General features: G+C 46.6%; 16 protein-coding genes. 12 read left to right on the top strand and 4 right to left on the bottom strand.

The genetic code is table 11. The annotated features are described in order from the left end of the window. The first annotated feature begins 100 nt into the window (after positions 1–100). From B5F87_RS02795 to B5F87_RS02755, 10 genes are all read left to right on the top strand, one after another. Entirely contained in the window at positions 101–691 is a 591-nt protein-coding gene (locus tag B5F87_RS02795; RefSeq protein ID WP_158096929.1) for an alpha-E domain-containing protein, read from the top strand. 107 nt (positions 692–798) lie between these two features. Further along, positions 799–1,503, top strand: a complete 705-nt coding sequence (locus B5F87_RS02790; RefSeq protein WP_087277287.1) for a transglutaminase family protein — start codon at positions 799–801, stop codon at positions 1,501–1,503. Continuing rightward, entirely contained in the window at positions 1,490–1,657 is a 168-nt protein-coding gene (locus B5F87_RS20895) for a hypothetical protein (protein WP_158096928.1), read from the top strand. The genes B5F87_RS02790 and B5F87_RS20895 overlap by 14 nt, the downstream gene beginning before the upstream one ends. Beyond that, entirely contained in the window at positions 1,654–2,574 is a 921-nt protein-coding gene (locus tag B5F87_RS02785; protein ID WP_087276437.1) for a M14 family metallopeptidase, read from the top strand. The genes B5F87_RS20895 and B5F87_RS02785 overlap by 4 nt, the downstream gene beginning before the upstream one ends. A 104-nt stretch (positions 2,575–2,678) precedes the next feature. Continuing rightward, complete coding sequence (locus B5F87_RS02780; protein ID WP_087276434.1) at positions 2,679–3,473, top strand: transporter substrate-binding domain-containing protein; 795 nt, start codon at positions 2,679–2,681, stop codon at positions 3,471–3,473. An 18-nt stretch (positions 3,474–3,491) separates the two neighbouring features. Next, a complete protein-coding gene (locus tag B5F87_RS02775) occupies positions 3,492–4,160 on the top strand; it encodes an amino acid ABC transporter permease (protein ID WP_087276431.1) in 669 nt (222 codons plus the stop codon). After that, positions 4,160–4,897, top strand: a complete 738-nt coding sequence (locus tag B5F87_RS02770) for an amino acid ABC transporter ATP-binding protein (protein ID WP_087276428.1) — start codon at positions 4,160–4,162, stop codon at positions 4,895–4,897. Before B5F87_RS02775 ends, B5F87_RS02770 begins: the two co-directional genes overlap by 1 nt. Positions 4,898–4,969: 72 nt before the next feature. Next, the gene (proB, locus tag B5F87_RS02765) at positions 4,970–5,737 is read left to right on the top strand and encodes a glutamate 5-kinase (protein ID WP_087276425.1); all 768 of its coding nucleotides are present in this window, start codon (positions 4,970–4,972) and stop codon (positions 5,735–5,737) included. A gap of 36 nt (positions 5,738–5,773) precedes the next feature. Continuing rightward, the gene (locus tag B5F87_RS02760) at positions 5,774–7,030 is read left to right on the top strand and encodes a glutamate-5-semialdehyde dehydrogenase (protein WP_087276422.1); all 1,257 of its coding nucleotides are present in this window, start codon (positions 5,774–5,776) and stop codon (positions 7,028–7,030) included. 113 nt (positions 7,031–7,143) lie between these two features. Continuing rightward, positions 7,144–8,442 carry a putative ABC transporter permease gene (locus B5F87_RS02755; RefSeq protein WP_087276420.1) on the top strand — a complete coding sequence of 433 codons (1,299 nt, stop codon included), beginning with the start codon at positions 7,144–7,146 and terminating at the stop codon, positions 8,440–8,442. A gap of 42 nt (positions 8,443–8,484) precedes the next feature. Here B5F87_RS02755 and B5F87_RS02750 read toward each other — a convergent pair whose 3' ends face one another. The 3 genes from B5F87_RS02750 to B5F87_RS02740 form a co-directional block, all read right to left on the bottom strand. Continuing rightward, positions 8,485–8,688 carry a PTS ascorbate transporter subunit IIC gene (locus B5F87_RS02750; RefSeq protein ID WP_087276418.1) on the bottom strand — a complete coding sequence of 68 codons (204 nt, stop codon included), beginning with the start codon at positions 8,686–8,688 and terminating at the stop codon, positions 8,485–8,487. A gap of 25 nt (positions 8,689–8,713) precedes the next feature. After that, positions 8,714–9,742, bottom strand: coding sequence for an SPFH domain-containing protein (locus B5F87_RS02745; protein ID WP_087276414.1), 1,029 nt, complete (start codon positions 9,740–9,742; stop codon positions 8,714–8,716). A 278-nt stretch (positions 9,743–10,020) separates the two neighbouring features. After that, positions 10,021–10,911: a hypothetical protein gene (locus B5F87_RS02740; RefSeq protein WP_087276411.1), complete on the bottom strand. Its 891-nt coding sequence runs from the start codon at positions 10,909–10,911 to the stop codon at positions 10,021–10,023. A 209-nt stretch (positions 10,912–11,120) separates the two neighbouring features. On the opposite strand from B5F87_RS02740, the gene B5F87_RS02735 reads away from it, so the two are divergent. Further along, the gene (locus tag B5F87_RS02735; RefSeq protein ID WP_087276406.1) at positions 11,121–11,465 is read left to right on the top strand and encodes a cupin domain-containing protein; all 345 of its coding nucleotides are present in this window, start codon (positions 11,121–11,123) and stop codon (positions 11,463–11,465) included. A gap of 79 nt (positions 11,466–11,544) precedes the next feature. Here B5F87_RS02735 and B5F87_RS02730 read toward each other — a convergent pair whose 3' ends face one another. Further along, positions 11,545–12,792 (bottom strand): C39 family peptidase, encoded by a 1,248-nt coding sequence (locus B5F87_RS02730; protein WP_087276403.1) that lies wholly within the window; start codon positions 12,790–12,792, stop codon positions 11,545–11,547. A 272-nt stretch (positions 12,793–13,064) separates the two neighbouring features. Here B5F87_RS02730 and B5F87_RS02725 point away from each other — a divergent pair, with 272 nt between their 5' ends. Beyond that, complete coding sequence (locus B5F87_RS02725) at positions 13,065–13,808, top strand: GTP pyrophosphokinase family protein (protein WP_242964227.1); 744 nt, start codon at positions 13,065–13,067, stop codon at positions 13,806–13,808. Positions 13,809–13,927 lie beyond the last annotated feature (119 nt).

The following is a 13,927-nucleotide window of genomic DNA, read 5'->3' as shown; positions in this document are numbered from 1 at the left end:
TCCTTTTTTCAATATACAAATCTAAAAACTTTTTTAATAATGTTTTTCAGATTTTTAATAAATTTATTAACTGCGGATGTTTTATCTGCAATTTGATAAGATGATTGAAAGTGAGACAGATGAATTTTCTGATTTCTGCTCCAAACTAAATATTCCTGTTATTTATACGTCGAATGAGGATTTTATCAGCCGTTATCTCTACGACAGCACAAACCCGGATTCCGTACTCTCCAATCTTTTGCGGGCATATGATAACGCTGTTGTACTCAGGGATGAAATAGGAACAGAGACGATGGCGTACCTGCAGCTGGGTCTTTCCACTATGGAGAAGACTATGCATCAGGCTGCGCCTCTGATGGAACTGCAGGGAGTGCTTGATATGCTTCTGGCTTTCTGGGCCTGTGCCGATGACTATGTGGTGGAATCAGAGACGAGGAACCTCATAAAAACCGGAAGAAGTATTGAGAGAATTGATCTGTATCTGCGTCTGGGTATTGGAAAAAGAGAGCTTCTGTCAGAATATCAGAAACTGAGCGGGAGAATTGACAGATCAGGAATCGATTATCACAGATTGGCTTTTGTCCGTTTTGCGTATCTTCTGCAGTGTGAAAAAGAAGATCATCCGGAGACGGACGAGGAGGAATTGCGCCGCAGAATGATCTCGGTGCTGGAGACGCTGGTGGATGGATGAAACAATTACATTTTTATTATCGCATGTCTTCTCTTTTTTCGGATCCCATCACAGATCATTCTTTTACGCTGAAATGTATTCCCTCATCAGAATCAACGCAGGATGTTATGATTTTTTATAAGCGTATCGCTGCCGGGAAAGTGTCCGGCGACTGGACTGCTTCGGGAAAGGATGCGGCTGGGAACCAGTATATATATGGAAGAATCTCTGCACCGCACACTGCGTTTTCTGTGGAAGTGGAAGGGACTGCCCGGGTAAGCAGCGGAGCAGGATATAAAAAAGAAGCGGCCAGAGAAATGCTGTATCGTTTCCCGACAGCGCTCACGATCTGTACGGAGGAGATGGAACGATTTCTGATGAATTTCTGGAAGCGATGGCCGGAAATGAAAGAAGCTGCTTTGATGCCTTCAAAATTGAGGGCAGAACAACAGTCGCTTTCTTTTCGAAAAAGCATGAAAAATTTAATGGAGGCTGTTTTCTGCCATATGGAATACGTACCGTCCGCCACGACAGTCACCACCACGGCTGGCAGCGCTTTTGCCATGAAAAAAGGGGTGTGCCAGGACTATGCGCATATCATGATCGCGTTTTGCCGGAGAATGGGGATTCCGGCGGCCTACGTGGCCGGCTACATGATGGGAGAGGGTGCCTCTCACGCCTGGGTCAGCGTATGCGACCAGAGTACGGGAACATGGTATGAGATAGACCCGACCAATGACCGGTGGGTGGATGACGATTATATTTATCAATGCGCCGGCAGCGGGGATTTTTCTGCCGGAAGCTGCCCATTGAAAAAATGTGAAAAAGGATGAGGTCATAGGGAAGATCGTGAATCCCCTTGACGGAAGCGTGCGGGCAGAACTGCATTCACCGGATGAAGGCATCCTGTTCACCATACGGGAATATCCAGTGGTAAATGAAGGATCGCTAATCGCCAGAATATTAAAGAAAGAAGGAAGATCATGAGAAAGCAGACTATCTACCAGCTTAATTCCCTGTACAGGGATAATATGAAGGTGACCGGATATTTTTATGGAAAAGGAGAACCTGCTCTGTGTATTATGGGCGCGCTTCGGGGAGATGAGATTCAGCAGCTCTATATTTGTTCTCAATTGAACAAACGATTGAAACAAATGGAGAGGGAGGGCAGGATATGTCCGGGAAAGGAAATCCTTGTTATTCCTGCTGCGAATCTATATTCTATCAACGTGGGAAAGAGATTCTGGCCGTCAGATAATACGGATATCAACCGCATGTTTCCCGGTTATGCGCTGGGGGAGACAACGCAGCGGATTGCCGCGGGAATTTTTGAGCCGATACGTCATTATAAATACGGAATACATTTCTGCAGCTCATATACAAAAGGAAATTATCTTCCTCATGTGAGGATCATGCATACAGGTTTTGAAGATATTTCTTTAGCCCGGGAATTTGGTCTCCCTTATGTAATCATTCGCGAACCGAAACCTTATGACACAACGACGCTGAATTATAACTGGCAGATATGGGAGACAGCGGCATTTTCTGTATATACAGGAGGAACTGAACGTATTGACTATGTATCGGCGGAGAAAGGAGTGGAGGCGGTTCTCGCTTTTATGACAGAGCAGGGAATTCTACGTAACGCCGGCAGTTTTCAGGAAAAATCCTGCATTTTATGGGAGAGAGAATTGTCTGTGATTCAATGCCGGCAGGCTGGGCTGCTCAGGACCTTTGTGAAGACCGGGAACATGGTGGAGAAAGGGGAACTGCTGGCAGAAATCATTGACCCTTATAACGGCGAGGTCTCCGAAGAGATCACCGCGCCAAAAAAAGGACGGATTTTTTTTCAGAGAGACAGTTCGCTGGTCTATGCCGGAGCTGTGGTCTTTAAGCAGATATGAGGGCAAAATGTATGTTTTTTGAAAGTTTCTTGCATTTTATATGCGAAATAGATATAATAGAAAAGTAATGTGAAAAAAGAAAGATTAGAAAGGAAGGAATTCACATGAAAAAATTCTTATCAATGGCTTTGATTGCAGCGATGACGTTATCACTGGCTGCATGTGGAAGTAATGCAAACAATGAGGCAGACAGCACAGGATCCGACAGCGCATCATCAGATAAAACCTACGTAATTGCAACAGATACCGTTTTTGCACCGTTTGAATTTTCTGATGAGAATAATGAATTCGTCGGAATTGACGTGGATATTCTCGCAGCCATCGCGGAAGACCAGGGATTTAAATATGAACTGACCCCTCTTGGATTCGATGCGGCAGTGGCATCTCTGGAGTCCGGACAGAGTGACGGCGTTATCGCGGGTATGTCTATCACAGAGGAGAGACAGCAGAAATACGATTTCTCCGATACTTACTATGATTCTTACGTTGCAATCGCAGCGGCAGAAAACAGCGATATCCAGGGACTGGAAGACCTGAGAGGCCAGACTGTGGCAGCAAAGACAGGAACACAGGGCGCTGAATGTGCGGAGACATTAAAAGAAGAGTATGGTTTCGATATCCAGTACTTTGATGAGTCTTCCCTGATGTATCAGGATGTTATCACAGGCAACACTGTGGCATGTTTCGAAGATCAGCCGGTTATGGCGTATGGTATCTCCCAGGGCAACGGTCTTAAGATCGTGGCAGAAGAGAAAGAGAACTTCTCCACACCATATGGTTTCGCTGTTCTGAAAGGACAGAACGCAGAGCTGCTTGAGATGTTCAACGCAGGTCTTGCCAACATCAAAGAAAACGGAACTTACGACGAGATTATTGCAAAATATACTTCCGCTGAATAATGAAAAGGATGATTCATAATGAATTTATTTCAGGTTTTTAGTGAAGTCTACCCAACCCTTCTCAACGGGTTGGGTATGACTGTCCAGATTACAGTATTGTCTTTGCTCATCGCCATGGTGCTGGGCATTTTTGTATGTTTGATGAATATTTCCCACAATGTCGTTTTGCGCGGCATTGCCAAGTTTTATATCTGGCTGATCCGTGGAACTCCAATGCTGGTGCAGGCTTTTTATTTTTACTTTGCCATGCCGCAGCTGATTCAGTCCATCACCGGCTCTCAGTTCAGAATTACGGTATTTACCGCCAGTCTTGTAACCCTGACGCTCAATGCGGGGGCGTATATTTCCGAGATTTTCCGTGGTTCCATCGAGTCTGTCAATAAAGGGCAGATGGAGGCTGCGAGAAGTCTGGGATTAAATTATGCCAAGTCCATGCAGAAGATCATTCTTCCGCAGGCGGTGCGCATTTGTCTTCCGTCTCTGGTAAACCAGTTTATCATCACGCTGAAGGATTCCACGATTCTTTATGCCATCGGTTTGTCGGAGATTATGTACAACGCAAAGATTTATGTAGGAAGAACCATGGAGTCTTTTGCGACCTATACGTGGGTAGCTATTTTCTTCCTCCTGATTGTTACGATTCTGTCGTTTATCTCAAGAGCCGTTGAAAGGAGGATTAATGCATAATGGAGAACAATATTAAAATTAAAGTAAAAGGACTGAAGAAAAGTTTTGGTTCTCTTCATGTATTAAAGGGAATTGACGCGGAGATCACCACCGGTGAAGTAATCTGCGTTATCGGACCGTCAGGTTCGGGTAAATCTACGTTCCTTCGCTGCCTGAACCGTCTGGAGGAGGCTACGGAAGGAGAGATCCTGGTGGATGGCGAGAGCATTACCGGAAAGAACAGCGATATTGACAAGATCCGCCGTCACATCGGAATGGTATTTCAGCAGTTTAATCTTTTCCCGCATTACACGGTAAAAGAGAACATTATGCTGGCTCCGGTAGAGCTTAAGATTAAAACCAAAGAAGAAGCGGAGAAAAAAGCCATGGAACTTCTTCAGAGAGTCGGTCTGGCTGATAAGGCGGACGCGAAACCGAAGGAGCTTTCCGGCGGACAGCAGCAGCGTGTGGCTATTGCGCGCGCCCTTGCCATGGAGCCGGATATCATGCTTTTTGATGAGCCGACTTCTGCTCTGGACCCTGAAATGGTCTGCGAAGTTCTTGACGTTATGAAAGAACTGGCGGCAGAAGGTATGACCATGGTTGTGGTAACCCACGAGATGGGATTTGCCCACGACGTTGCTGACCGGGTATTCTTTATCGATCAGGGCGTGATCATGGAACAGGGAACACCGGAGGAGGTCATGGACCATCCGCAGAATGAGAGAACACAGAGCTTTTTGAGTAAAGTGTTATAGAAATGAATGGAGTAGGGGCTGCAGCGGAATATGTGTAAATATTTTGCGCAGCCCTTTTTGCAGGAGGAACATATGCGAATCGTAGTAAAACTGGGCACATCCACACTGACCCATGAAAGCGGGCGGATTAATATCCGGAGAATTGAGGCATTATGCAAAATATTGAGTGACATAAAGAATGCCGGACATGAGCTGGTACTGGTCTCTTCGGGAGCGATCGGACTGGGAGTCGGCAAACTGAATCTCAAGGAAAAACCGGAGGATATGCCTACAAAACAGGCGGCTGCAGCCATCGGCCAGTGTGAGCTGATGTATTTGTATGACAAAAAATTTCTGGAGTATAATCATATCGTGGCGCAGATTTTGCTCACCGGCGCAGATTTTGAGAATGAGACCAGCAGCAGTAATATCAAAAATACTATAAACCGACTTCTGGAGCTCAATGTGATGCCGGTCATTAATGAGAACGATTCCATTGTCACCGATGAGATCTCCGTGGGAGATAATGATACATTGGCGGCTATTGTGGCCAAACAGGCAGATGCAGATCTTCTGATCGTACTCAGCGATATTGACGGACTCTATACGGCTAATCCGAGAGAAGATCCGGATGCAGATATTATTGATGTGGTATTTTCCATAACGCCGGAAATCTATGAGCTGGCGGGAACAAAAGGCACGAAGCTCGGCACCGGCGGCATGGTGACAAAAATAAAGGCGGCGGAGATTGCCATGGAGGCAGGGATTGATATGATCATAGCCAATGGAAAGCATCCGGAGAATCTGTATCGCATCCTTGACGGGGAGAAGGTCGGAACAAAGTTCCGTGGAAAAAAATAGAAATACGCATGGAGTCATAAGGGGAGGTAATACATTATGACAACAAAAGAAATATTGGAGCAGGCAAAAAAAGCGAAGAGCGCCATCAATGCTGCGGATGAACAGACAAAAAATCGTGCGCTGGAGCTGATGGCAGAACATCTGGAAGCGTCGGCGGAGCAGATTCTCTCTGCAAATCAGGAAGATATGGAGCAGGCAAAGGGCAAGATTTCCGATGTGATGCTGGACCGGCTGCTTCTGACAGAGGACCGGATCGCCGGTATGGCTCAGGGAATCCGCGAGCTGATCGATCTGCCGGATCCGGCGGGAAAAATTCTTAAGTCCATTACCCGCCCGAATGGAATGGTTATAGAAAAGACTGCTATTCCGCTGGGGGTTATTGCTATTATTTACGAGAGCCGTCCGAATGTGACCAGCGACGCGGCGGCGCTCTGTATCAAGAGTGGCAACGCCTGTGTGCTTCGAAGCGGAAAGGAAGCCTGGAAGAGCGCCCGGGCAGTGGTGGACGCCATGCAGAAAGGCCTGGAGGAAGCCGGGCTGCCAAAAAGCTGTGTGAGTCTCATTGAGGATACCACAAGGGCGAGCTCAACAGAGCTGATGAAGGCTGTGGGCTATGTGGACCTGCTGATTCCAAGAGGCGGGGCCGGACTTATTCAGGCGTGCGTGGATCAGGCGAAGGTTCCGTGTATTCAGACGGGAACCGGAATCTGTCATGTATACGTGGACAGCACGGCAAAACCGGAAATGGCTCTCAATATCATAGAAAATGCAAAAACCAGCCGCCCGAGCGTCTGCAACGCTGAGGAAGTGTGTCTGGTTCACAAAGATATTGCCGATACATTCCTGCCGATGCTGAAAAAGCGCCTGGTGGATGACCGCGAGGCGGCGGGAAAGGTGCCGGTAGAGCTGCGGCTTTGTGAGAGAGCTGCGGCTGTCATCGACGGTACGCCGGCTGGTGAGAAAGACTTTGATACGGAGTTTTTGGATTACATTCTCGCGGTAAAAGTTGTGGACAGCGTGGAAGATGCCGTAGCGCATATCGCGGCTCATTCCAGCGGACACAGCGAAGCCATTGTCACGGAAAGTGAGGATGCTGCCGAGTATTTCACAAAAAGAGTGGACAGCGCCGCTGTCTATGTCAATGTGACCACCCGTTTTACAGATGGGGGAGAGTTCGGACTTGGATGTGAAATGGGGATTTCCACCCAGAAACTTCATGCCAGAGGCCCGATGGGACTGGAAGAGCTGTGCAGCTACAAATATATTATCCGGGGCAACGGGCAGATACGATAAGATGAGGATTTTGGAAGAGACGGTGTGTCCGTCTCTTTCTGCATTCGATATAATGCGGATATAATTTCAAATATGTCAGGCAGAAAAGCAGAGAAAAACAAAGGAGAAAAGAGATGCAATATACAGGATACGAGATAATTTGGCTGTTTTTTGTCTACAGCTTTCTGGGATGGGTGCTGGAAACTCTTTCCGCCGCGCTGCGTCAGAAGAAGTTTGTCAACCGGGGACTGGTCAATGCGCCTCTCTGTGTCATCTATGGAATATCTGCCGTGGTTCTCACGATTTTTTTTGGAGAACTGCATGGCGTCTGGCTGTTTGCGGCAGGTTTCATTGTTTCCACGCTGATTGAGTGGACGGCAGGACACCTGATAGAAAAAATGTATCACGAGAGATGGTGGGACTACTCAAAGATGAAATGGAACCTGGATGGTTACATCAGCCTTCCGGTTTCCGTTGGATGGGGCCTTCTGTCTGTTGCTGCGCTGGAATGGGGAAATCCGCTGTTCGCAGATCTGTTCGGGATGATTCCATCCCTGCCTGGCAAAGTACTGCTGGGTGTTCTGTCCGCAGTGCTGATTCTCGATATCGCGGCGACTCTGGTTATATTGTCAGGGCGAAGCCGGAGAATGGAGCAGTGGGAGGAAGTGGATTCGTGGCTGTCAGGAATCAGCTCCCGGCTGGGGCGTGTGATTTATGGCTTTACTGACCGGAGAATCCGACGGGCTTATCCCAATGTGATACATAAAAAGAAAGAGGAGAAAGAAACGGCGGGAGTATTTGCTGCCGGCTGTGGTTTTTATAAACTGTTCTGGCTTCTCGTTATCGGTTCATTGCTGGGAGATATAGTGGAAACTATTTTCTGCCGGCTGAAGATGGGAGTCTGGATGAGCAGAAGCAGCCTCGTGTGGGGACCGTTCAGCCTTGTGTGGGGTGTAGCCATTGCGGCGGCTTCCTTGCTTTTGTACAAATACAGGGATCGATCTGACAGATTTCTTTTTTTGGCAGGAACTTTCCTCGGCGGAGCTTACGAATACCTTTGCAGCGTACTTTCCGAGCTGGTGTTTGGAAAAGTATTCTGGGATTACAGTAAAATGATGTTTAATCTGGGCGGAAGAATTAATCTGTTGTATTGTTTTTTCTGGGGAATCGCGGCAGTGGTCTGGATGAAGGGATTGTATCCGGTATTTTCCGGCTGGATAGAGAAGATACCGTTGGCTGCCGGAAAAGTGCTTACCTGGATTCTGGTTTTATTTTTTGTTGTCAATATGTCGGTGTCCGGACTGGCGCTCATCCGCAGTGATCAGAGATCCGAGCAGATTCCTGCGGAACATCAGTGGCAGAAATGGATGGATGAACATTTTGATGACGCCCGGCTGCAAAAAATTTATCCAAATGCTATAGAAGTAGATTGAAAAAAACCAGCTCCTTGCCGGAGCTGGTTTTTTTGTAAAAATTCATTCGATAGTAATATCCAGCGGTTCATCCAGGTGTTCGGAAACATATTTGCCATTTTTTTTGCGCTGTCGGACGCATTCGGTAAGAAGATATTCAATCTGTCCGTTTACGGAACGAAAATCGTCTTCCGCCCAGGCGGCAATATCATTGTAGAGCTTTTCCGAAAGCCGGAGAGGAACCTGTTTTTTCTTTTTTTCATTCATATCAGAATATCATCACATCCTGTTATTAATAAAGAGAGCCGGCGTTGACAATAGGCTGCGCTTCATGATGTCCGCAGAGAACGACCAGCAGATTGGAGACCATGGCGGCTTTACGTTCTTCATCCAGATCTACGATATGGCTCTCGTTGAGATGTTCCAGTGCCATCTCCACCATGCCTACCGCGCCGTCTACGATCATCTTGCGGGCGTCCACAATGGCGGAAGCCTGCTGTCTCTGCAGCATGACTGCGGCGATTTCCGGAGCGTAAGCCAGATAAGTGATCCGTGCTTCCAGAATCTCCAGCCCGGCGTCAGTAACTTTTTCCTGAAGCTGTTTTTTGATACGCTGTACGACTACTTCGCTGGAACCACGCAGGGAGCCGTCGTCCGCCTGTCCGTCGCCGGTGGTATCCACATTTGGAGCCACATCGTATGGGTAGATTCTTACAATATCCCGGACTGCGCTGTCGCACTGCAGGGAAAGATATTCTTTGTAATTATCCACGTTAAATACTGCTTTGGCAGTGTCGGTTACCCTCCACATGACAGCGATGCCAATCTCCACCGGATTGCCGAGACAGTCGTTGATCTTCTGGCGGGCATTGTTTAATGTCATCACTTTTAAAGAAATCTTTTTGCTGCCGAGATCCATGTTGGCGGAAGCACCCTCATTGTTTAAAGAGAGAGAAAGACTGCTCTTACGGTTTCCTGCGTCCACATCACCGCTCTGTCCCAGTTTTGTTTTCGCTGCCGGATTGACGCTGGAGCAGAAAGGATTCACAAAGTAAAAGCCTTCGCCCTTTAAGGTTCCCACATATTTACCGAAGAGGGTGAGAACCAGTGCTTCCTGCGGCTTTAACACTTTCAGTCCGCAGAAGAAGATCCAGCCCAGAGCAATCCAGATGATGCTGACAGTGATTAAAACAACATTGCCTCCGAGAGCGGAGCCTGCAATACTGATACCACAGTAAAAGATAGCCAATACATAGAGTAACAGTGTGAGAAGCAGCATCAGCATCCCGTTCTTTTTTGTGCCTATGATTTTTTCTTTCATGAATAAAACCTCCTTTTTGAAGAGCCGCGTATGTTTAGTTAGAAAAAGTCTGGCTCCAACGTAAAATCATCAAGTGTTATGTTGATACTTGGATGATATCATTTTGATATCTAAATGTCAACAAAATTTTATGGAAAAATTATCCGGAGAAAAAACTGAATATAAATAATCCCCTCTGAAACAGTCCGGAAATACTCCGGCCGTTCAGAAGGGATTATTCAAAAAAGAAAAAATAGATGATAAAGAATAGAAGAAACTTCTAAAATGATATATCTAATTTAAAAATACAGCTGCGCCAACGCCGCTTCTGCGCTGAGCATCTGTTCCTGTTCCTTAGTCGGAGAGAACACATGCAGCTCGCGCATCTTCTGATCAAGTCGCTTGACATGATCCCGGTAATTGTCGAGGGTGATCCCGTCAATCTCTTCATCCGAGAGAATCTGCGGCGGATAATAGCGGCGGAACATGGCTTTGAGATAGGTGAGAGTAGCCTTGTCCGTGATGGCCTGATACATTTCGATCACCTTGTCAAAATCCATATCCTTCAGTGCCTTGTACATTGTATGAAACAATTCATCGTTGATATGCAGCGCCGTCAGCGTCTCGTCCACCATCTTGTCATCGTTCTGGAAAAGAGAAAGATATCCGAACAGGTACATGAGATTGCGGAAACCGCCGGCAAAATCAGAAAGATGATACTCTTTAAAAAAAGCGTCAAAATAAAACTTGGTGCGGTATACGCTCTCAATAAGGAGATGACGGATGGATATCTCCCGGTACGGTCCCGGCAGCTGTGCCTTATCCATATGTACCGCCGTGAGAGTGAGCGACTCAATAAAACGCGCCAGGGTAACACGGCAGGCGTGATATTCCGAGTATGCGTTCATCCACATGATGATCGGGAGCTTCTCTGTATACGGACATTTGATAAAATCATAAAAATGCGTGAATTCGTGGAAAAGAATAAACTTCACATAACTCTCTGAATACAGATGAACGTTGGGATTCAGATGAAGGATATACTGTCCGTCCATCAGTTCCAGAAGATTAAAACATCCTTCCACATACTTGTCCGTGTCATATCGGACAGCAGTGATCTTTGCATCGCTGTCGATGTCATATTTTGCTTTGTATTCTTCCCAGAGAAGATTGATCTGTGTCAGATTCATGGCCGCCCCCATTACAATAGATGATTACAAAATTCTTAACATATAGTTAAATTATACAGCAAGGGAAACTGTTTTACAAGGAATTTTCATGAATTTTTTGGTAAAAAGGGAAACGCATTGACATTTTTGCTGCACTTTATTATACTCCAGATGAAACATATTTTAATTACAATATATTTGATCGGAAGCAGATTGGAGGAGGGAAGCATATGGTAAGAAAAGCAAATGTTATAAACAAAACAGGACTGGGCGGCGGAAAAGGATCTGCCGAAGTACACTATATTGTGCCGGAAGAAGAATTGTACGGACACGGAAGAATGTATGCCAAAGTATGTCTGAAGCCGGGTTCCACCGTCGGATGGCACCGGCATGTGGGCGAAACGGAACCTTATTATATTCTGGAAGGACAGGGTGTTTTTATTGATGATGATAAGAGCCGTACCAGCGTAGGGCCGGGAGATGTCTGTACGATACTACCGGGACAATGTCATTCTATTGAGAATACGTCAGAAACAGAAGATCTCGTTTTTATGGCGCTGATTTATAAAGATTGAAAAAATAGTGCCGCCGTAATCTGTAATTCATTTTTGGCTGCCGCGAAGCAGATGATCTGTATCGCGGCAGTTTCTTCTTTTAGTAATCCATCGCTTCATAATAATAAAACATCTGCGCATACAGATTACCTTCCGTCAGATCCTTTTCGCTGACCCAGTCGCCGAAAGAGCTGGTGCCGCGCTTTGGCAGATAATGGGGATCGAGCAAAAGAAATGTTCCGCTTTTTTGATCGTAGTCTACGATAGTCACATAATGACCGGGTACGTAGGCGATAGCCGTACTGCCCTGGTTCAGTTTCTTTTTTAGCTGTGTGAGAGACTCTCCGCTGCCATCGTAGCGGAACCCGTACTTGTAGCCAAATTCTTCGGCGGCAGCCCGGAAGTAACCGCTGTCGGTCCCGTAGCCTTCGATGCGGTAATGTTTATCTACGGCGTAGTCGGCCAGCTGTCTTGGATTGGCGTACTGTCCGGTCAGAGAATAGATGGAATTCATGACCGCAAAGACGCCGCAGCCGGAGGTGCAGAAGTTGTTGGTGGACGGGTCAGGATTCTCTCCTTTGCCGTAATAAACGTCCGCCCAGTCGGCGTCAAACTGTGTGAAGACGCGAAGGCTGTTTTTGCCCACGGCCTTCTGGGTGCGGTTTAACCGCCAGGAAATATCAGGGCGGCTGGTGAACGCCGGAAGACCGGCGGCGTTGTGACCGAAATAGCGGTTGGTGGATACATCCTGTATTCCGTAGAAGTCACCTTTTCTGGTAAAACGGAAAGTGCCGGCGCCCTCGGAGCTGCCCCAGAGGGAAGAAGAACCGGAAGATGCGAAGAGTCGGTCAGACAGAAGATACTGTCCCGTATCGCTGCGGCGGATCTGAAAACAGTTGTCGCCGACGCAGGTGATCCGGCAGGTAAAAGCTGCGCCTGTCTGTCCGCTGGTCTGATTTACGAAACGAAGGGCGGCAACGCCGGAGGAGGCAGAGTGATAATAGCGGAACACATAGCTTCCATCGGCCAGAAGCTGTTTCTCACGTCCGTCATAGACAAGACAGTTATAGAGAAAATCCTCTCTTGTCACATATCCGTAATTTCTGCCGGAATTATCCTCATACTCGACTTCGTACCAGGAATCGGAAACCCGCACGGCGGTTATACCGGTGAAAGATGGAATATATTCTTTAAAGTCTCCTCCCATGGAATGACAGACCGCCAGGTCGTGCCGTACTGTGGCAGAAATTGCGTCAGAATTGACCGTATAGCCGTGTTCGAAAGCATATACCGGTTGGAAAGATAACAAAAGACCTAAAAAGACAAAGAAAAGAGCATATAGTTTCAAAAAATCTGACCTCCTGAATATGTCGAAATTATTATAAGATATGTCGAAAGTGTTACATTTGCTCCGTATTATAGCATAGAATCCATGGGCTGGAAAGGCGGAAAAATATTTTGCGCCGCTTTTTTGTCCATTTGTTAAAAAATAGTAAGAAATTCCCGTGGGTCAGCGGTTTGTAATCAAAAGAAGTTTGTAGTAAAATAAGTGAAGATGTGCCTGACGGACAGGATAACTGTCAGAAAAGAAATGTAATAGAAAAGGAGTTTCAAGAATATATGGAGCAGAAGAAAAAAGTGTTCAATGCAGTGGAGGAAATGCTGAAATCTTCTTTCGGGGAAAAGGTCAGACAAAGATTGTTTCAGGAGCTGAGCAATCAGGAAATCGGAGAGCTTCTCAGAAATCAGGTGGAGCCATTTAATTCTCTGATGGCGTATTATAAGTGTGCATTGATGGAGATAGAGACGAAGTTCCGGGTACTTAACGAGGAGTTCTCTCTGCAGCATGACCGTAATCCCATCGAGTCCATTAAGACAAGACTTAAAAGTGTGGACAGTATTGTTGAGAAAATGCACCGGAAGGGGATTCCGTTTTCGGCGGAGAGCATCGAGGCGAATCTCACAGATATCGCAGGAATCCGTGTCATCTGTTCTTTCCAGGAAGATATTTATTTCCTGGCCTCCTGCCTGCTGGGGCAGGATGATGTGTTCCTCATTGAAAAAAAGGATTATATTGCCAATCCAAAACCAAACGGATACAGAAGTCTGCACCTCATTGTGGAAACGCCGATTTTTCTGGGCTCCCATAAGAGGATGATGAAGGTGGAGGTGCAGCTGCGGACCATCGCCATGGATTTCTGGGCGAGTCTGGAGCATAAACTGAAATATAAGAAAAACCTGGAGATTGAGCAGCTCACGGAGGATTTGAAAGAGTGCGCGGACGAGAGTGCCAGGCTGGACACCAAAATGGATGACATCCGAAAGCGGATTGAACAGCTGAAATACTCGGAGGAGGAGGCGTAAAGCCGCGAAGTCTGCCGTATGATATCAAAAAACAGCGTTGTATACTATGGCGCGGAGAATGAATAAAGGTATAATTTCTGAAAGAAAGACATATTTAAGTTATATACGACGGAGGTTGC

Source organism: Eubacterium sp. An3, from assembly GCF_002159465.1.
GTDB lineage: Bacteria > Bacillota > Clostridia > Lachnospirales > Lachnospiraceae > Anaerobutyricum > Anaerobutyricum stercoris.
Note: the sequence above shows the minus strand (reverse complement) of the source record. Positions and strands in the feature narration are given on the sequence as shown.

Excerpts from the sequence above, each read along its gene's own strand:
- B5F87_RS02795 (WP_158096929.1), top strand. The coding sequence starts at position 101 with ATGATTGAAAGTGAGACAGATGAATTTTCTGATTTCTGCTCCAAACTA.
- B5F87_RS02790 (WP_087277287.1), top strand. The coding sequence starts at position 799 with ATGATTTTTTATAAGCGTATCGCTGCCGGGAAAGTGTCCGGCGACTGG.
- B5F87_RS02785 (WP_087276437.1), top strand. The coding sequence starts at position 1,654 with ATGAGAAAGCAGACTATCTACCAGCTTAATTCCCTGTACAGGGATAAT.
- B5F87_RS02780 (WP_087276434.1), top strand. The coding sequence starts at position 2,679 with ATGAAAAAATTCTTATCAATGGCTTTGATTGCAGCGATGACGTTATCA.
- B5F87_RS02775 (WP_087276431.1), top strand. The coding sequence starts at position 3,492 with ATGAATTTATTTCAGGTTTTTAGTGAAGTCTACCCAACCCTTCTCAAC.
- B5F87_RS02770 (WP_087276428.1), top strand. The coding sequence starts at position 4,160 with ATGGAGAACAATATTAAAATTAAAGTAAAAGGACTGAAGAAAAGTTTT.
- proB (WP_087276425.1), top strand. The coding sequence starts at position 4,970 with ATGCGAATCGTAGTAAAACTGGGCACATCCACACTGACCCATGAAAGC.
- B5F87_RS02760 (WP_087276422.1), top strand. The coding sequence starts at position 5,774 with ATGACAACAAAAGAAATATTGGAGCAGGCAAAAAAAGCGAAGAGCGCC.
- B5F87_RS02755 (WP_087276420.1), top strand. The coding sequence starts at position 7,144 with ATGCAATATACAGGATACGAGATAATTTGGCTGTTTTTTGTCTACAGC.
- B5F87_RS02750 (WP_087276418.1), bottom strand. The coding sequence starts at position 8,688 with ATGAATGAAAAAAAGAAAAAACAGGTTCCTCTCCGGCTTTCGGAAAAG.
- B5F87_RS02745 (WP_087276414.1), bottom strand. The coding sequence starts at position 9,742 with ATGAAAGAAAAAATCATAGGCACAAAAAAGAACGGGATGCTGATGCTG.
- B5F87_RS02740 (WP_087276411.1), bottom strand. The coding sequence starts at position 10,911 with ATGAATCTGACACAGATCAATCTTCTCTGGGAAGAATACAAAGCAAAA.
- B5F87_RS02735 (WP_087276406.1), top strand. The coding sequence starts at position 11,121 with ATGGTAAGAAAAGCAAATGTTATAAACAAAACAGGACTGGGCGGCGGA.
- B5F87_RS02725 (WP_242964227.1), top strand. The coding sequence starts at position 13,065 with ATGGAGCAGAAGAAAAAAGTGTTCAATGCAGTGGAGGAAATGCTGAAA.